The following is a 19,094-nucleotide window of genomic DNA, read 5'->3' as shown; positions in this document are numbered from 1 at the left end:
GATGCGCGAGCGGAGTGATGTCCGTGCCCGCCTGGAGACAGGAGTGATCGCGTTGACCAACCTGCCAGAGCTGACCCTGGATGATCTGGCCGGTGAGGCCGCGGTGCTGCGGGTCTATCGCCAGGTCTTCGCGGTGCTTGCCCGCGAGGCAGGGGCGATGATCGTAGATCCGACCACGATCGATGTCGATGAAGCGATCTTGGAATCCTTCGCGGAGGCGGGCAGCGAGGGGCTGACTGTGGAACAGGCGGTCGCCGCGTGCCGACAATGGGATGCCCAGATCGTGGGGCGGCGGTTCGAGGTTCTGCGTGAGTATGGCGCGATTAGCAAGGTCGTTGACCGACCGAATGAGCGCTACCACCGGGCGGCATTCGCGCCCTACGTGATGCTGTTGTTCTTGCGGCGCATGGCCGAGCAGGGCGGCCAGTCGGAACTGCACCAGCTGCTGACCCTGGAGCAGTTGAACGTCAAGAGCGCCAACGCCACATCCGCCGACGGCGTGGCCTCGGTGCGTCGGTTGACGAAGGTGTTCCGGTTGCTGGGCAATGAACTGGCCATCCTGGCGGCGGGCAGCACAGCCGAGACGCTTGGCGACAACGCCCAGCTCCTGTGGGGTAACGAGTCGCTGATTGACCAGGCCAAGGACGTCCATGCTGTTGTGCTGAGCAGATGGCCCGGACTCGATCGCGACTGCGCGGAGCTACGGACCGCGCTCGCCGCCTACGCGGACGCGATCGACGCCGCGGCGGGCCGCCTGATCGCACAGGCTGGCACGACTCGCGCGTTGGGACTACTACCCGTGGAGGCATGGCGCACCTTCGGCCGCGAGTCGAGCCCGGCGGTGCTGGCCGCGGTGCTTGACCGGTTCGTCTTCGACGCGCCTGCGCCGTGGTTCTCCCCGCAAGCGTTGATCGAGGCAGTGGAGGCGGGACGCCAGGTCACCACCGCACGGGTTCCGCCTCCTCGCTCGGACGATGCCGAGCCTGAGCCAGAGGCCGATACTGGTATCGCCGATGACGTTGAGGAACTCAGGGCCATCGCGGAGCGGCTGCTGGCGGACTCGGACTCTGTGAGCGTTGTCGAGGTGCTGGATGACGCCGGTGACTGGATGTCGGCACGTCGCGTGCTCGCCGAGGTCACCGCCATCCATCACCACCCTGACCTCGACTACGAGCTCGTGTGGCGAGACGGCGTGCGTATCGAGGTCGCCGCCAGCCCGTCCTGGACCTCGGATGGTCGCTTCCGGCGCGGCAGCCGGGTGTGGGGAGACGCAGGGTGAACGAGGCGGAAACGGCACTGTGGTGGGCGCGCGTCCGCGCCGCTGGCCCGCAGCGCGTGGAACCGAGCAGCGCCTTCCCAGCGGGAATGCTTCGCCTGGTCGAGCCCGAAGTCACGGCGGTGTGGCTGCTGGCAGTGGTTCCCGAGGGCGCGCGACACAGCGTGTCGGAAGAGCTGGGGCTGCCAGCGCTTGCCGTCGAACAACCCAACGACACCGCTCGTGTGCTCGCCGCGTGCCTGCGGTGCTGCTGGGCGGAACCGACCGGACCGATGTGGCCAGGCGTGCCCGCGTCCAAGGATGAGGTGGCAGCGGTGTTCGGGGAGATCACCAACCGGGACAAGGCCGCCTCCAACCGGGCCTTGCTCGCGGCGATCCGGCGCCTGGCTGGCGCCGCCTGGCTGCTGTGGGACGAGCCCGGCCAGACAGTACGGCTCGGTCCGCGAGTCGCGGCATGGGGATCCGCCGAGCTGAGCGCCCTGCGCGAGCTGTGGCGGATGTTGCCCTCCGCCGCCGACGTCGGCCGCGCCGATGAGGAAGGGCCGCGATGATCAGCGCGAACGCGGCGCATCCGGTATTCGAGCCGATCCTCGCCGAGTTAAGCGAACAGCACCGCGACGAAGTCCTCGCCGCATTCGCCGCCGTCGAATACGGCGCCCACCCGGTGCCCGAGGTGCAGATGCTGGCGTTGCGGGATGCCACGCTACGCCGAGACCTGCAGCGGCTGCTCCACCAAGTCGGACGGACTCTGGTCCCGGTGGGCGGCGCGCAGTGGACGTCGGGGTACCGCGACGACATCGCGGCCGAACTGACCGCTGCAGGTTGGAACGGACTCCCGGTCATCGATCGGGCCGTGCTTGTGCTGGTGTTGATCCACTCGGTTGCGATTCCCCGTAGCCAGGGACTACTGTCCGGCGACTCTTGGACCTCCGCGCAACCGACGTCGGCCGACGAGCTGCTTCGCTACGCGCAGCCAGGTAAAGGCGATGTCCGGGCCGCACTGCAGAGGCTGCGTGCCGCCGGACTCGTGCAGCTCGCGCCGACTCGTGGCCGAGCCTCCATCGGCGGGACCGCCTACGTGCCCGGTCCCCAACTGCACCGGCTGACACCGCTCACGCGCCGAGTGTTGCAGCAAGAGCTGATTCTGGCCGCCGCCCCCAACAGCCCCCTGGCCGCCGCGATACGAGCACGCCGCACACACCCCCGAGGAGAACAGTGAACACAGCCCGAACCTGGCCTGCCGCGAGCGGCGATTCCGGGCCGTTCGACGTTGTCGGCGAGCGGGTGCTGGTCGGCGTCCAGGTCGTCAACATCTCCCGGTTGTCCACGCACCCGGTACCGATGGTCAGTCAGGGGCTGGTCACGGTCGCGGGCCAAGGCCCGAAAGACTCCAACGGCGCCGGGAAATCCTCACTGATCGCCGCGGTGAGCCTGCTGCACGCCGATGAGCAATGGCGGCTGGCCAGTGGCGCTGCCGGGGCGGCGGAGCTGCTGTTCACCGCCGAACTTGCCGCGCAAGAAGGCCGCTGGTCCAACGTCGACTGGGGGTATGTGATCGGCGTGTTCGCTGACCCCCGCGCCGACACGGTCGACGAGCTGTCGGCCAGCGCCCTGACCGTGTGGCTGAGGATCAACCGCAAAGCATCGCACGTGCACCTCCGGTGGCACGAAGGGCTCTATGTCCCCTACGGCGCGACCGAGTCCGAACGTGCCGCGGGAGTCGATGCACTGTGGGACGCCCTCCCGAAAAGCAACGGCCGCACCGACTTCCACGCGAATCGGCTCACCTCCGTCCTCTACGGCAGCCACGTGCGCTGCGTGTCCTTTCTATCGACCTCGGTCCGTTCCAGTCCGGCGGCCAACCTGCTCGCCCAACCCCTCAATGACCTGGACCCCCGAAGGATCTTCGACGCCATCGCCACGCTGACCGGGCTGGATCGCGAACTCGAACAAGAGCAAGCCCTCCGATCCGCCGAACACACCCACCGCACCAACGTTCGCGATGCGAAAGAAGATCTCGATAGCTGGGAACACGAAATGGCGATCGTCGAAGCTGGCATCGCCCAGCGCGTCGAAGCTCGGCACCTGCTGGGCAGCGCGAACGCGTCGTGGCAGGCCCGCTGCGCCCGACGCTTCCTCGACGGGGTCACCCGCACCGAAGAGATCCGCCAAGAGCTTGGCGCGCTCGACACTCGCGCCAAAGAACTGCAGTCCCAGTTGGACACCTTGGAGGACGACCTTTCCGGGCTGACCGATGACGAGGAGTTCAACCGGAACTTCCGCGAGGTCGAAGGGCGCTGGAAGGAACTCAGCGGGCGAGACCAGCGCCTGGACACCGAACATCAGGTCGCCGCCCAGAACCTGGAAGACCTGGCCACCAAACATCGGACACTGTCGGACAAGGCACGCGGTGCCGACGGACGCAGCGTCGAAACCGCCCATGCTGAGGAGATTGCTGCGCGCACGGCCGTGGAGCAGGCGCTCGGGGCCAAGGGCGTCGCTGAAGAAGCCGAGAAACAAGCAAACGCGCTGCTGGCCGCCGCCGAATCCGGCGACGACGTCGCCACCGATGAGCTACAGACGCTGCGCGAGGAGGGCATCCCCGCTGCGGCGTTGTTGGATGTCGTCCAGCTCAACCACGACCAGCGACGCAGCTGGGAACCCCGCCTCGTGCCCTATCGCGGCGCTGTCGTGGTATCGCGCACGCATGCTGAGCAAGCCCAGGAAAAGCTGGCGGGGCGGCCAGGGGCAACGCTGGTCATCGCTGACCCACCCCGGACTCACGCGCCCGCCTCCGGCACCAGCCTGCCCGCGAGCGCCGACGCAAGGTTCGACCTCACCACGTTCTTGACCGCGATCGCCGATCGCGCTGGTACCGGCCCTGCGGAGGTCGACGTGGCCGCCGGAGTGATTGTGCTGGGCGACTTTGGCGAACCGCTCACCGGACGAGCCGCACGCATCGCCGCCGCCCGCGCCGAACACCGCGCGAAGGTCGACCTTCTCACCGAAGCCGAGAAGCGCCTCGCCGCAGCTCGACACACGTTGTCCCGGGCAACAACCCGCACCGAAGCCGCCGTGGCTGGCGAGGAGGCGCAGGCGACCGAACTGAAGATGTCCGAGTTACGGGCTGCCAACCAAAAGCGCGAGGAACGACGCGAGGCGCTGAAGCCGACGCTGGAGGCCGCCCGCGTCGCTTACACCGACGCGCTGGGTGCGGGGCGCGCACGCGAGGAGCGGATCGCGAACCTGCGCGGTGCCAAACGGCGCCTTGAGGGCGAGTTGGCCGAACAAGACAAGACCAAGACGAAGCTCACTAACGAGAGACTGGCCCTGGACCTGCCCGGTCGGGAGGCAACCTGGGGTGACTCGCCCCAGTCGGCGCAACGGTTCCTGCTGGCCTTGGACGCTGAGCAGCAGGCCCGCACTACCGCGGCGTGGAACGAAGAAGCGTGCTATCAGGTCAACGAGGTCGTCCGACGCTGTTTCCCCGAGGGCACACCACACGACGAGATGCCCGCGGAGATCCGGGAACTTCTGATCGAACAACGCTGGCAACGCGGCGGCCTGGACACTCGAATCTCGCTGGTTCCCGCCCTCATCCGTGCGCTGCGCACCCACCTGACTCAGACCGAAAAGCACGACCTTTACCAGCAGCAGCAAATCACTGCCCAGCGTGCGCAGCGAACCAGCGACCTCGAGGCGGCCCGGCAAGGCTTGAGCGAGGCCGAGCAGACCTCCCGGGCACACCGAGCTTCGCTCGCCTTGGGGATCAAGGCGAAGCTCAAGAAAGTCAGCGAGGAATTCGACCGCCTCGACGAGCGGTACGGCGGCTACGGGGCGGGCTTGGACTACCCGGAACCCGAGCCGCCCTCAGAACCCGATCGGCCGTGGCGGTGGACCGTCACACCCAAATGGCGGCGCGCCGAGGGACAACGCATGTCGGGCTACAACCTTCGCAGCAACACTGCCCAAATGGACGAGAAGGCCGTCAAGTTGGTCTGCGCCGCTGCACTCGCTGGGGGAGGCAGCCGGCCCTTGCTGCTCGTTCTCGATGAACTCGGCCGCAACCTCGGCAAGCAACATCGTCGTGAGGCGGTCGCGCTTTTCGAGCAAATCGGTAAGGACCGCAACATCACCGTTATCGGTGCCCTGCAAGACGACATGGAGCGCTACGCCATCGAAGCATCCGGGCTCTACATCAAACTCCGCCGCCGCTCCGACAGCATGGCGTACAACGAGGCGCCCGTGATCGTCGGAGACGAAGCCAACCGTGCCCGCGTCGAACTACTGCAGGAGTGGCTGGCTTCCTACCGACCCGTCATCGGCATCGCCGATGACGACGACTCCGATGAGGACGTGGCGTGACCGAACCATCCCGTGCAACAGGGGAATTCCCGATGCCCGGGCACCCCGGCGTGCCCGACGGACTCCGTGCCTACGCACAACCAACACACGCCGACGGCACCTTCGACCACGACCGAGCCGGCCGCCCCAAAGTCCGGCGAGTACACCTGCGTGCGCATCCGCCCAGTGCACCACAGCGGCCAGCCGGACTCGTCAGCGACGCAGACTGGAACTGGGCCACGAGCGCACCTCGCCGATGGAACACCATCACGACCAAACTCCACGATCGCGCCAGCGACGTGGCGCTCGGCTTGGCCCGTGCCGGATGCGTGGCCCTGGAGCACGACTACCGCGCAGGCACGATCTGCCATCCGCCCCGAGGCTGGAACCCCCACCCTGACCTTGCCGATCATCACGCCACCGGGAAGCAAACACGACAGGCCGCCCGACAAGAGCTGCTCGACCGTGCTGGAGAACTCCGCGACCTCCTCATCGGTGAATGGCCAGGGGTCGCTGCAGCCTTGACCGCGCCCACCACAGACCCCCGGCTCGTATGGCTTGTTCGCGCCGCCGAAGACCTCGTCGCCGACCGCAGCTACGACGGACCACGGGCGTTCGTACAGCACCACGCCAAGAACACCAAGGCCCGCGAAGACCTGCCCCGGCTTCTCACCGACGCCGGCTTCGAGGCCGAGGCGCTCGTCCTGCTCGGCGTCAACCGCAACCCCTACATCGGCCTCGGCGGCCCAATCCGCGCCCACCACAACGGACGAACCCTGGACTGGACCGGATGGCCAGGCCCACACGACATCCGACTACCCGCCCACCGCACCATCACCCTCGAGGTCGCCCGAGGCACCCGCGTCCTGCTGATCATCGAAAACCGGCAGGCAGCCGAAACCATCTGCGACACCCACCCCGACACCGCCGTGATCTGGTGCCACGGCCAGCCACCAGACCCGCTCCTCGACCTGATCAACCAAGCCGCCATCGGCGTCAACGACATTGTGATCTGTCCCGATGCCGACCTCGGCGGAATCCGCATCGCGGCACGAATCCACGACCATCTCCCGCCGGACACCCGCCGCGTAATCGTCGACATCGGCGCGGGTGAGCACGATCAGGGCGAACCCTTCAGCACCCTGACCCGCGACCGAATCGCCACAACGGCGGAACGCACCGACGCGGTGGGAGATTTCGCGCGCAGTTGCCTCGCACGCGGGTACGCCGTCGAGCAAGAAGCCCCAGCACGCGCCACCCTGCAGCCGCTCCTGTAGGTCCGCACACGTCCGCGCGGTTGACCTCGAGGCCACACCAGAGAGGTTCGGACAGCATCCACCAACGAACGCCTTCCCCGGAATAGGCTGAACACTCGCGAGTTGGACCTGCAGAGTAAGGAGGACAGCGTGGTCTATGTGCAGCATCTCTCCGTGCGAGTACCGTGGCATGACAACGGCTGGGACGGGTCGGTCTGCCGCGATCCGCTGGGTAACAGTTCGTGCCTGCTACTGAAGAACATCGGAGAGAACCGGCGGGACGAATTCGAGGTCGCTAACGCCGGAATACCGATCGCCGACTTGCCTGCGGACAGCGTGCCGTGCGTCGCCGAGCGGAGTACGTTCCTCAGCGCGCACGCTCAACTCGTCACCAAGAAGCATCCGTACCGGTGGACGTCAGCGCTGCAAGGCATCGAGGAGAAAGCAATCCACGTGCCGCCGTGGTCGGTTGCGGTGTCGCCGTACTTCTGGCTGCACCGAGCGAACCTGAACGAAGGCGTGCTGCCGTACTTCAAGGTTGACGACTACAGCGCGGACGCCGAGCAGGAGGCCATCGAAGCGCTGGGCTTCGAGCCGCCGTGGGTGCTGCATGGGGACAACCAGCAGGCCGCGATGACCGAGTTCTTCCGCGATGTCCATAAAGGGCAGTCGCTGGTCTTCTTCTACCTCAAGCATTCCCCGTTCGAGGACGCAGGCAAAATACTCGTTGGCGCGGCGACCGTCGCCGATCTCCGGTTGCCTGGCCGCTGGCCCGGCAACACCGCGTTCCCCAACCACATGTGGGAGACCGCGCTGAGCCACACGCTGCGTCCGGACGGCACGGACGGCATCCTGCTTCCACTCCAGGAACTCGCTGCGCTCGCCGAGACGGGCACCGACGTGTCGACGGCGCTGCCGGTTGCGCCGGAACAGCACCGCGAATTCTCGTACGTCACCGAGCACGTCTCGGACGACATCGCGGTGGCGGCGTTGCTCGAGCTCCGCCGGGCCGCAGACGCCGCCGTCGAACTCGGTGTCAACGTGCCGGCGTCCGCCGTCACATGGCTCGACACTCAGCTCGGTCTCACCTGGCGACGCCGCGGTCCTTCGCCCGGCCTGCCTGCCGTGCTACCGCAACTCGGCTGGGCGCACCCGACGTTCGCCGCGCATACCATCGCTGGGGCCACACCGGACGGCGGCGACCCGTGGGACGTGTTGGTGGCCGCCCTCGAAGACCGGCCGGCGCCGGACATCGTGCGGTACTTGGCCACCGAGCCGCGTCGGCGGATCTGGCGCTCGCTCGACGCGAAAACCAAGCGGCTGCTGCGGCTGCTCGCCCGGTTCGAGCTGACCAAGGATGAGGTCGGGCGCGTCATTGACCGGACGACCGCCATCCCGATCGAGTACACCGACCTGCTGCGCAACCCGTACCTCCTCGTCACGTCCACGGTGGATGGTGCGGCGCCGATCCCGTTCACTGTCGTTGACCGGGGCTGTTTCCCGGAACCGGCGCTGGCCGCCCGCCACCCGCTGCCGATCGACGAGTCGTTCGCCGACGTCATCGACCCCCGACGGATCGAGGCCGCGCTGACCTGGGTGATTGCCGCCGCGGAAGCGGACGGGCATACGCTGCTACCGGTATCGCAGGCGATCGAGCGGGTGCGCGGGCTGGCGGTCGCCCAGCCGTTCGACCTCACTCCGACCGTGCTGACCGGCCTGGGCCTGGCGCCGGACGACCTCGACAACGACCCGGACCCGGACAAGGCTCCGCTCGCGCGAACGACGCTCGCGGATAGCAGCCCTGCCTACAAGCTGCGGTCCGCCATCATCCGAGGTTTCAGTATCACCGAGTTCCTTGACTACCTGCACAAGTTGGGCCGACACAATGTACCGAGTGACTTGTCAGCGGGAATCGACGAGATTCTCGGCCCGATCCACGCCGACGACCATCAGGAACAGCGAGCCAGGGAAGAAAAGCGCGCCGCGCTGGCGGAAATGTATGCCTCCCGGGTCACGCTGCTGAATGGCCGCGCAGGCACTGGGAAAACGACACTCGTCGAGGCGTTGGTCAAACGGCCGGAAATCCAGCGGAAGGGTGTGCTACTGCTCGCGCCAACCGGCAAGGCGGCCGTCCAGTTGACCAAGAAAGCCAAGAGCCCGGCCCAGACACTTGCCAGCTTCCTCGGCAGGACCAAACGCTACGATGGGGAGACCGGCCGATACCTCGCTCTCGGTGACGACGCGCGAAAGGCACCCAGGGTCGGTACGGTCATCGTGGATGAGGCGTCCATGCTGACCGAGGACATGCTCGACGCGTTGCTCGACGCGCTGCACCCGCCGGACCGACTCGTCCTAGTCGGTGACCCGCGCCAGTTGCCGCCGATCGGCGCCGGCCGTCCATTCGTGGATTTGGAACGCGCCGCTCGCGTGGACCACGACGGTTCCTGGCCGCGCGTCGCACCCGGCTGGGGGGAGCTGACCGTGCTCAATCGGCAGCGGGGAGATGTACGCGACGACCTGATGCTGGCTCAGTGGTTCAGCGGCGACGAGATCTCGGACGGCGAGGAAGAAGTGTGGGACCGCCTGCGCGGCGGCATCACGATGCCTACCCTGGCCGCCGTGCCATGGCAGGGCCGCACAATCGCCAATGTGATGGACGACGTACTGCGCGACGAACTTGATGTGGTGACCGATGATGAGGGCCGCAGCTTCGCCAGGTCCTACGGCGCGACCGTCGACAAATGGGTCAGCTACCGGGAAGCGCCAGGGAAATGCGAGAACTGGCAAATTCTCTCTCCGGTGCGCGGCCGGGCACACGGCACCGTGCAGCTCAACCGCCACCTCAAGCTCACACACCGGGAATTCGAGCTGAAGAAGGCCACCAGCCGGTACCGGTCCGTGCCGAAACCGCTTGGTAGCGAGCAAATCGTGCTAGGCGACAAGGTGGTCAACCTGGCCAACCAGATGCTGAAATCCTGGGCACCCGGCCAGCAGGGCAGGACTAGGAGCTATGTCGCCAACGGTGAGATCGGTGTGGTCATCGGTCAACTCGCCGGCAAGGGCAAGAAAGCGCCATGGGAAACGCAGGTCGAGTTCTCCACCCAGCCGGGCACGCGGATAACCATGAACAACGCGGTCAGCGACGACGATGCCAGCGTGGAGCTGGCCTGGGCGCTGACCGTGCACAAGGCACAGGGCAGCGAGTTCGGCAGGGTCTTCCTGGTCGTCCCCTCCGGCACCCGTGCGCTGTCCAGGGAACTGCTCTACACCGCGCTGACCAGGCAGACCGACCGGATTGTGCTATGCCACGAAGGCCCGCTCGACGATCTGATCATGCTTACCCGCGCGACTGGATCGGACACCGCCCGCCGGTTCACCGACCTGGTCCGCCCGGCCGACCCGCGCCCGGCGGTCAGTCCGGACGGCCACGACCTCGGCATACTCGACGCCAGCCTGGTGCACCTGACCAGCAACGGGGTCCTGGTGCGGTCGAAAAATGAGGTGATCATTGCGGAGATCCTGAATGAGCTCGCCCGCAGCTCGTGGTTTTACGAGAAACGCCTCACCGGCTCGGACGGGCGGGTCCGGCTGCCTGACTTCACCATCGAGGCACCTGACGGCCGCACGGTCTACTGGGAGCACCTCGGCCTCCTGCATGACCCCAAGTACCGCCACGGCTGGGAGAAGAAGAAGGCGTGGTATGCCGGGCAGGGAATCCTGCCACTGCAGGAAGGTGGCGGTGAGAATGGCAGTTTGGTGTGGACGGACGATCGGAGCGGCGTGGATGTTCCGGGATGGCGCGCGCTCGCCGAGTCTTTCCTCTCCGCTGGTCCGCGCCGGCCGAAGCGCCGCCGCATTGGGGGTGGGTGATGTATCCGTCGCTCGTGGCCGAGGATGCCAAGCTCGCGCTCACCGAGTACCTCTCCACCACGTTCACGCTGGCCGACGACGAGGCGCGGGCCAAGGACCCCGAGCGATGAGCCAGGCTCCGGTGTCGCCGTCGTCAGCGAACCTCTCCGGACACCATGCGGCACTGCACGCGTAACGGTTCGATGCTCGGATCAAACGCCGACGATCCACGAGGGGCGCAGTGTCACGACCGACCGTTCGACCGGCGCGCGCCGTTGAGCGGAGAGTAGTCAGTTCCTGACCCTTGCCGAGATTGCCGGTAGCCATCCCGCCGAACCTTGGCGTGGGCGGGTTTCACCGACACCGGTAAACCGCTGACCAGCAGGTTTAGGTTCGTATATTGCCTTGTTGGATGCGCAATCCAGGCAATATCCGAACCCATTCGGGATTTTGCCCGTCGAACGGAAACGGTAATCGGATCGTTGTCTCGTCACTCGGAGTGTCGACAGTCGGGCCCGTACACAGCCGACTGCCCGCCAAGGTCGATCCAGGTCGCGCTCGTCGCGCGCTGCCAGCGGCATGAGCGTACGTCTCGCTATCCAGAACCTCCGGGGCGGCTCACTGCACAGCGCTAATCCGCCCCAAGCATTCGGATGTGCCGCCATACGTGGGCGTAGCTGCGGTGTAACGCGCGCATCCAGGAAGGAACAGAGTGCCAGTCGGCGGCAACCCCTCGCTCGCCCCAGACCACTTGCATGATCCGGCGATCACCGACGAAGCTCTCGACGAGATCGCGGCGCAGGTAGAGCAGGTGGCCGCGCCAAGGCTTGTCCGCGCGGAAGACTGCGGAGGCACGTCGGCCGTCCAGGCCCACGAGGTCCACGGTGCCGGGCAATTGGCGCAGGCCGAACCGGGCGGCGAACTCGAACGACGGCACGTCGTAGCCCCCGCCGAGCCCGATCTCCGAAGTGCTGTCGGGGGAGAAGTCCACGGCGACCTGGTCGAACCCGATGCCGTCGTCCTGCCAGTCGCCACGCAGCGCTCGGTGTGGGAAGGCGCCCGGGGCATCGTCGTCGAACGTCAGCTCGAACCGGGGGCTCCAAGGCATCTCAGCGGCCAGCACGTCGCGGACCATCGGCAGCCGAGGAAAGAAGTCGTTTCCCGGATACTGGCGCTCGCTGGCGAGCTGCCGAGCGGGTTCCACGTCCTCCGGCTTCAGCAGGAGGGTGCGGAAGAACCCGAACACCGTCCGCCCGTCGTGGCGGTGGTCCAGGTATCCCTCGACCAGAAGCCAGCCGCCGTCCACTCCGTGGATCTCCTCGGGTGACCACAGATAGTCCGGGACAGCCACCGTCCCCGAGGCAAGCCAGGTCTGGTCGTCGGTCGGCTCCATGGGCGCCCACAGCGGTAAGGACATGGGTGCTACCGGGGGGCTGGCGGGGAAGGTCGGGTCGATGTCTGGCATCAAGCGTTCTGCGTCCCCGAAGGGGGCTGGTGCGCGGCCGACGTCAACGAGGCGGCCAACCATTTCGTGGTAGGCGATCCAGCCGTACTTCTTGCCGTACCGCTCTACCCTCCTTTTGGTGCTGTAAGGCCGCTCAGCGCTCGCGGCAATGGATTGATCGACGCTGCCGAAATTCTTCTCGCGCCAGCCCAGTTCCCAGACGCGAGCCATGACCTCGGCGCGGGCCCTGCGGTAGTCGGGTTGGTTGAAGTCGTAGTTGGCCCTGCCGTTGATGGCGGCTCCGATGATGTAGTTCTCGAAGTCGAAGCCGAAGGTGCGGTCGCATTCGTCGGCGTTGGGGTCGTCGTCCTCCATCACCTCAGCGGGCGCCACGGCGGCGAACCTCGGCGCAAAGGCATCGACACCGTCAGGGACGGCGGCAGGATGGAGAGTGCCAGCGAATTCAAAGGTCGCCCGTACGTAGCCGCGCAGTTGCTCGTGCGAGATGGGCGTGGTCCCGCCGTCCAGGAAGCGGTCGCGCAACTGCACCAGCCAGTCCCGCAGGGCGCGTTCGAGCGGTCCGCCAGGATCAGGCATCTGGTGGGTACTAGCGGCCCCGAACGCTGCGGCGACGATGCGTTCGACGACGTAGGGGTCGTCGACGTCGAGCATCCGGGCGGCGAGGTCGAACAGCCGCTTGGGTTCTGGCTGGCCGTAGCGCTGGAGGGCCTTCGTCGCCAGGTCCCGCATGCTCAAGTCCGTGGAAGTCAGCAGCCAGGCGATGGCCTGCGCGTCCAGGTCGTCGCCCTGGGCGCGATTGCTGCTTCCCGACCACCTGTGGATCGCTCGTTCCAGGTCTGCTGTGAGCCGATCTGGAGCCTGACCTCGAGCCCATTCGGTCCAGCGCAGGTCACGTTCGGGTAGGGACAGCTGGCGCAGGACGCGGTCGAGGAATACGGCATTCAGGGGGTGGGGGGCGGACCTGCGGATCTCCCACAGACGGCCGAATGCTGGTCGTCCCTTCCTCTTGCTGGGCTGCGCGGTAATGAGCGCGGTTGCGAGCTCGTCGACGGTCTCGTTGTCGAGGAAGTCCGACTCGGTGTTGAGTTCCTGGGTGAGCACAAACGAACGGTGCTCATCCGGGGCGACACGCCACAGGTGGCGCCGGGTGAAGCGGCGTGGCAGCAACGAGATGAGACCGATGAGGATGTCCTCGCCGAGGGGGTGCGCTTGGTTGCCCAGGAGGGACTGCCAGAGAGCCGCCTCCGCGAGCCGCTCGTTGACTTCCGCGGGGGGAATGCGTACCAGAATCGCGTCGGCGATCAAGTATCCAGCAAGGCGGTCAAAGATGAAGCCGCACTCAGTGTCGTCGGAACCCTGGATCTCCTCGCGGAAGATCACTCCTTCCTCTACGAGCCGCCGGAGCAGACTTTCGTCCCAATTCGGCTGGTCGGTGTCGAGGATTCGTCGCGCTTCATCGAAGGGAAGCCGACGGACGTTGTGTGTCCACAGGTGTCTCGCCAGAGCGGCGAGGCGGTGCTGGATCTGGTCGGCTGGCACCGGGATGCGGGCCGGGTCCTCGGCCAGCCGTTCGACCACGCCCTCGCGGTACAGTTCGAAGACGCCGATGAGGGAATGAGGCAGCGCTTCCACGCCCACCGGCGCTCGGCGGTCATGGTTCGCGGCCTCGCAGTACATGCGCACGAACAGCGGGTTGTGGAACTCTTCGATCGGCAGCCAGGCCTCGGCAGGGTTGATCAGGTAGTGGCTGAAGTAGACGCGGAGGATGTCGTCGACTTCCGCGCGCTGCCACTCCAGTTCCAGGCGCACCGTGCCCTTGGGGAGGGCCTGGTCGGCGAGTGGTTCGCGGAGGGTGACGATCACCGCCACGTGAGGGTAGCCGTCCAGGACCGGTGCCAACCCCGCGAGCAGTGGCCTCCATTCGGAGGGCCGCTCGGCTTCGTTCAGGCCGTCGATGATCAACGGGATCTGGCAGCCGGCGCGGTTGCCGGCTGAGTTGAGCGCTTCCAGGAGGTCTTCGAAGTGGTCGACCTTCAGTCCGGGGATCCGTCGCGCGAGGTCGTCGAGGGTCTTGCCAGCGCGCAGATTCCCGCCCTGGATGAAGACTCCTGCCGTGGGCTGGCCGTTAGGTGAGGTCATCTGCGCGGCGAGGTGCGTCTTGCCCTGTCCCGCGGCGGCGATGACGGCGAGCAGGGGGGCTTTGGTGTCCGCCCGCGTGTTGTGCAGCCACTGGACGATGTCGCGGATCTCCGCGCCAAGGCCGGTGACGAGCAGCGCCTCGGGCAGGCGACGCTGCCTCAGTTTGAGCACCAGGCGTCGCAGCGTGCTGGGAGAGGTTGCGGGTGGCCGCTGTGCGGCCAGGCGCTCGCGGACCTCCCAGGGCCGGAGGCTCCTCCCGGCGTCGAGGATCTCCCGCAGGTCGTCGACGAACCGGTCCAGGTCGTCGGCGATCTCGACGGCGCCTTGGCGGAAGGTGGTGTCGAGGCCGTCGAGGGCTGCGCGCAGTGCCTGGATCCGGGTTGCGATGTCGTCTGTGCGCTGCTCCAGCCACTCGAATGACGCCGGGCGTAGCAAGGCCCGGTCGATGCGGTGCTCCACGTGGTGGGAGGTGTGCAACCGTGGCGTCCACCGGGCCTCGACGGGCGCAACAGATCGCTTGTGGGCTTGCGCCAGTACGTCTGCGGTGAGGGCTAGTTCGCCGAAGAAGGTGGAGCGGAGTTCATCGTGTCCGGCGAGTTGTGCGTCGTAGTTCTCGGTGGACCAGAGTTTGACGCTGACGCCCTGCCCACCGAGTCCGTCGATCCACTCCTCGTCGTTCTTCGCGGGCCGCTGTGGAAGGCAGAGCACGAAGTCGGTCAGGCCGGCGACGTGCTTGATTGCCTTGGAGAGCGAGTCCTCGATCTGATCACGCTGGTCCATGGTGAGGCGGTTCTTGCTGTCGAGGATGAACCACTTGCACGACCAACCCCATACCCGGCCGGGATCGCCCAGGGCACCGGCGTGGTCTACACGCAGGTAGAACTCGACGCCGGGCTGGTTCCGGCGCTCCCGCATCGTGCCCAGCGCGCCGTAGCGGCGGGACACGATGGCCCGCGTGAGCGCTTCAAAGTTCTGGTCGGCGGCGCCGGGCAGGCGTGCCAGATCAGTCAGATCCACCGTCGCTCCGGTTGCTCGCATCCGGCCGCGTGATCGCGTCCTCGTCCCATTCGTGGCGGGAGAAGACCTCGACCCTCGCGCCGTAGTGGAGAAGCACCTTCAGGAATCCCTGAACGTCGGACTCGTCGGTCCAGATCCGGACCGTCTCCGCTGTGCGGGTGACGCTGTGATCAAGCGCGTAGTTGTCGACGTCGTGCCGCCCCATGTCGTACAGCTTCATTTCGCGCAGTGCTTGCCCGAGTTCGGGAGGCATGCGTTCATCGGGGCTCCGCCAGTCGTCGTCGGACCACGCGGCCTCGGCGAGCGCCTGCAGAGCCTCGATGCGCTCCTCGGCTGCCTTCGCGCCGGTAACCGTCTGGAACCGGCCGATCAGAACCAGGTCCATCGAATGCTCCGAGCCGTAGCCGTTCCAGATCCTCATGGTGCCTCCCTCAACGCCTGCACGGCTTCCATGATGGAACTTCCGACTGACAATCCCGTGTGCGCGTAGGCGTGAGGGCGCAGGACGCCAGTCGCGTCGACGTGCATGTGCGCGTCGAGAGGGCGCTCGCCTGGCACGGCCTCCGCCGTGGGCAGCGCAGCTTCGAGGCCAGTACGGGAGATGGCGAGCCGAACCCTGTTCCTGGGGATCGCGGCCCATTCGACGAGGCGCTGAGCGTCGGCGTCGCTGATACCGGGAGTCGCCGCGGTCGGCTGCTCCGGCAGAAGCAGGAGTTCGGACGCGCCGACCTTGTCGGCGAACTCGGCGAGGTCATCTAGTTCGCTGACCGTGTCGGCATTGATGACGGCGTTGATGCCGAACGGGGCGAGGGTGCCGAGCAACGCCGCCGCCTGGACCACGGCCGCGAACGGTCGGCCGCGGAGCCGCTCGTAGGTGGCTCCGACCCCGTCGACTGACAGGCGGACGAAGTGCACGGCCCCGCGCAGGGATTCGACGAGTTCGGGTGTGAGCCGGTGCCCATGGGTCGTGAAGGTCACCGCCATAGACGTGGACTGGGCTATGTCCGAACACAGCTGGGCGAACCTTCGGTATGCGGTCGGTTCCCCTCCTCCGAAGCCGACACCGAGGCACCCGGCAGCATCGAGTTCGGCCGACCACGCGACTACACGCTCCATGTCGAGCGCTGCGGCGTGCTTGGGCGCGTAGCAGTAGGCACAGTGGAGCTCGCAGGCGTTGGTCAGCGCGACGGACAGGTACCGGGGAGCACGGGAGAACTGCTCAGCGGGAACAGCCATCTCGTCGAGCAGCACGTTCATCCCGGAGACACGGTCAAACAGGTGAACACCAGCTGCGGACAGACGAGTCTTGCACCTCACCGACAGCATGATGCCACCGCCGCGAGCCGCTTGTCCGACGCACCCGTCGAGCTGAACCAGGACCGAGGCAAGACGACTTCGAAGAGGTACCGTTTCTTGCTGCAAAGCGCCATGTCGCACCGAAATCGTCGTTCTCCGGCCCGGTGCCGCCACGTCGGTGACAAGGTCCCTTCACCGGATACTTCGGAATGAACTACCAGGCATCGAACGCGGTGTTCACCGGACGAGGCACCCGACACCCTGATCGTGCTGCCGGACGGTACCACCTGGAAAGGCCCTTCCCGGGCACTCAGCCGCGTACAGGGAGGCGATCGGGTTCATCGACCTCTACATCGAGGAGCTGGAGCTCAACTTCAGACGATGACCCGCGGAGTCTGGCCTGACCTTGTGGCGCCGGTGGCAGAATCCCTTCGTGGCCGGCTCAGACCGTTCCGCACCTCGTCCGCCTCCGCCGACCACAATCGCGTCACAAAAGACAAATCACTGATCATCTCTCGCATGGCGAAACGCCCTCTCATCGGCATAAGTGTGCGTTCGCACCCGGCAGACGAAGGAGCGCGTGGCGCGTGTTGACAGCACGGCTCCGGCGACCAAGGGCGGCTACCACTACCCTCCGCTACGGATCACCGGGTCCGCCGGTATCCATCACGCCGAATCTTCGAGTGTGCGGGCTTCACGGAGACCGACAGGCCGCTGACCAGCAGGTTTAGGTTCGTATATTGCCTTGTTGGGGGCTCTCCACAGGGTTCGAACCTACCTGCGACGACGCCGAGCTACTGTGGCTTGCCCAGTAATCCGCAGCTCACAACGTGCCTGGTTTCGTGTGGATGCTGTTCGAACCGCACCGGGGGCACGAGTTGTGAGCGCTGAACGAGACCAGCTGTCGCGCCCGGTGCCGGCGCTGTCGGAGGAGCAGCCCAGGTGCTGCCCAACGTGCGCAAGTACGTCCAACCCGTGAGCGGTACGCAAACGTCCAGGCAGCCCGAGCTGATCGGCGGGACAGAACGATCCGAAGGCGTAGGAAGGCTGCCAACGCGGTGCTGCCGCAACTTCCGTTGGTCAGCCCTCGCGTCCGGTCAACCAGATCAACAAACTCAGTGCCTCGGCTTGGCAATGCTCCCGGAATCCGACCGCCGGCCCCGTGCTCCACACCATAATGATCCGGCTCTTCTCGCTCTCGGGAGCGAGCTGTTCACGACACGACGCCGGCCGCCATCCTGGGCGACCTCCAGCGCCACCGCCAGTCGCCGAGTCAGCGACGGTTTCACCTTCGTGACGGCTTCGTCGAGCGAAAACAGCCCGGCCGACAAGTTCTCCGGATCGGTGAGGGACAAGTCGTCTACTTGTGCGTCGGTGATCGTCCCACCATCGAAGATGAACGCCAGTCCTTCCGGCATCCGGTCGTCGCGGGGCAGGTAATCGATCACGAGAAGCCGCCCGGGTGGCGGGTCGATACCGAGTTCCTCGCGGACTTCGCGGACAGCCGTCGTCCATGGCGCCTCGTCGGCGTCGACCGGAAGATCCCAGTGGGCTGCCGGGCTGCTGCACCTGTGAGACAACGGCTACGTCGAGCCGGTGACACCGCCGCCGGAGCCACGCCACCGGTTCGGTCGGCGGCATTTCATGGACATGATGGCAGTGTTCACCGCGCCACCGCAATTCACCGCGCTGGACGGGCGGCGGGAGATCGGGCGCACCGACCCGTCGCTCACCGAGAAGGTCGACGGGCCCCGGCTGCTGCTGCTCGGTGGACGCAGCTGGAAGGTGACCTGGATCGACTGGAAACGCCGGCGCTGCTTCGTCGAGGCCGCGGACAGCGGCGGGCGGGCCCGCTGGCACACCCCCGGTGTCGGTGGCGCGGGGTTCGCGCTGGCCCGCGCCGCCCGCGATGTGCTGCTCGGGACGGACCCAGCCGTGCGGCTCACCCAGCGCGCGCAACGGGTTCTCGCCGAGTTCGCGAGGATCTCGGCGTCACCGCGCACCCTGGCGGAACGGTGATCTCCCGCGGCGGCAGGGACATCCGGTGGTGGACCTGGGCCGGCTACCGCGCGAACGCGACCCTTGCCGCCACGCTGGGTTCGCTGGCAGATGAGAAGCAGCGCGTCGACGAGGCCTCCATCCGCCTCCGCGGCGATTTGACCAGGGAAATGTGGCACGCAGTCACCGCAGACGCGGCCGCACAGCTCAGCCTGCCCGACATCGACGAACGCGCACTCAACGGCCTGAAATTCAACGAAGCACTCCCCCGCCGCCTCGCCGTCGCCACCCTCTCCGCCTCGCCGACCTCAACGGCGTCACCACCGTACTCAGCGAACCGGCCCGCTGGGTCGGTGACTGCACGCACCGTTTAGTGATCGATTGAGGCGCGTCCTCAGGAGCCATCTCGGCTCCCAGGGGTCAGCCGACGTAGCCTGGCTGTGGACTTGACGGA

Annotated in this window: 12 protein-coding genes; 8 read left to right on the top strand and 4 right to left on the bottom strand. The window is 66.8% G+C overall.

What is annotated here, in order from left to right:
* The first annotated feature begins 1 nt into the window (after position 1).
* From D0C15_RS10600 to D0C15_RS10575, 6 genes are all read left to right on the top strand, one after another.
* Positions 2 to 1,279 carry a hypothetical protein gene (locus tag D0C15_RS10600; protein WP_245975695.1) on the top strand — a complete coding sequence of 426 codons (1,278 nt, stop codon included), beginning with the start codon at positions 2 to 4 and terminating at the stop codon, positions 1,277 to 1,279.
* Positions 1,276 to 1,827, top strand: a complete 552-nt coding sequence (locus D0C15_RS10595) for a hypothetical protein (protein ID WP_116043520.1) — start codon at positions 1,276 to 1,278, stop codon at positions 1,825 to 1,827. The genes D0C15_RS10600 and D0C15_RS10595 overlap by 4 nt, the downstream gene beginning before the upstream one ends.
* On the top strand, positions 1,824 to 2,495 hold the full coding sequence (locus D0C15_RS10590; RefSeq protein WP_116043518.1) for a hypothetical protein: 672 nt from the start codon (positions 1,824 to 1,826) through the stop codon (positions 2,493 to 2,495). Before D0C15_RS10595 ends, D0C15_RS10590 begins: the two co-directional genes overlap by 4 nt.
* 206 nt (positions 2,496 to 2,701) lie before the next feature.
* Positions 2,702 to 5,641, top strand: coding sequence for a coiled-coil domain-containing protein (locus D0C15_RS10585; RefSeq protein WP_245975694.1), 2,940 nt, complete (start codon positions 2,702 to 2,704; stop codon positions 5,639 to 5,641).
* A gap of 32 nt (positions 5,642 to 5,673) precedes the next feature.
* Positions 5,674 to 6,897, top strand: a complete 1,224-nt coding sequence (locus tag D0C15_RS10580; RefSeq protein ID WP_116043512.1) for a Wadjet anti-phage system protein JetD domain-containing protein — start codon at positions 5,674 to 5,676, stop codon at positions 6,895 to 6,897.
* A 129-nt stretch (positions 6,898 to 7,026) separates the two neighbouring features.
* Positions 7,027 to 10,746 carry an AAA family ATPase gene (locus D0C15_RS10575; RefSeq protein WP_116043509.1) on the top strand — a complete coding sequence of 1,240 codons (3,720 nt, stop codon included), beginning with the start codon at positions 7,027 to 7,029 and terminating at the stop codon, positions 10,744 to 10,746.
* A 610-nt stretch (positions 10,747 to 11,356) separates the two neighbouring features.
* Here D0C15_RS10575 and D0C15_RS10565 read toward each other — a convergent pair.
* From D0C15_RS10565 to D0C15_RS10550, 4 genes are all read right to left on the bottom strand, one after another.
* Entirely contained in the window at positions 11,357 to 15,346 is a 3,990-nt protein-coding gene (locus tag D0C15_RS10565) for an NACHT domain-containing protein (protein WP_116043498.1), read from the bottom strand.
* On the bottom strand, positions 15,333 to 15,767 hold the full coding sequence (locus D0C15_RS10560; protein ID WP_116043495.1) for a DUF6375 family protein: 435 nt from the start codon (positions 15,765 to 15,767) through the stop codon (positions 15,333 to 15,335). The genes D0C15_RS10565 and D0C15_RS10560 overlap by 14 nt, the downstream gene beginning before the upstream one ends.
* Positions 15,764 to 16,603: a radical SAM protein gene (locus D0C15_RS10555; RefSeq protein ID WP_162829994.1), complete on the bottom strand. Its 840-nt coding sequence runs from the start codon at positions 16,601 to 16,603 to the stop codon at positions 15,764 to 15,766. The genes D0C15_RS10560 and D0C15_RS10555 overlap by 4 nt, the downstream gene beginning before the upstream one ends.
* A gap of 1,154 nt (positions 16,604 to 17,757) precedes the next feature.
* Positions 17,758 to 18,222 carry an NUDIX domain-containing protein gene (locus tag D0C15_RS10550; protein WP_245975693.1) on the bottom strand — a complete coding sequence of 155 codons (465 nt, stop codon included), beginning with the start codon at positions 18,220 to 18,222 and terminating at the stop codon, positions 17,758 to 17,760.
* Positions 18,223 to 18,295: 73 nt separating this feature from the next.
* On the opposite strand from D0C15_RS10550, the gene D0C15_RS34675 reads away from it, so the two are divergent.
* Both D0C15_RS34675 and D0C15_RS34670 read left to right on the top strand, forming a co-directional pair.
* On the top strand, positions 18,296 to 18,661 hold the full coding sequence (locus D0C15_RS34675; protein ID WP_211323148.1) for a hypothetical protein: 366 nt from the start codon (positions 18,296 to 18,298) through the stop codon (positions 18,659 to 18,661).
* Complete coding sequence (locus D0C15_RS34670) at positions 18,658 to 19,014, top strand: hypothetical protein (protein ID WP_211323147.1); 357 nt, start codon at positions 18,658 to 18,660, stop codon at positions 19,012 to 19,014. The genes D0C15_RS34675 and D0C15_RS34670 overlap by 4 nt, the downstream gene beginning before the upstream one ends.
* The last annotated feature ends 80 nt before the right edge of the window (positions 19,015 to 19,094 follow it).

Origin of the sequence: Amycolatopsis palatopharyngis (assembly GCF_003385185.1) — a bacterium.
GTDB lineage: Bacteria > Actinomycetota > Actinomycetes > Mycobacteriales > Pseudonocardiaceae > Amycolatopsis > Amycolatopsis palatopharyngis.
The sequence above is the reverse complement of the archived record's forward strand: the minus strand, read 5'-3'. Positions and strand labels throughout refer to the sequence as shown.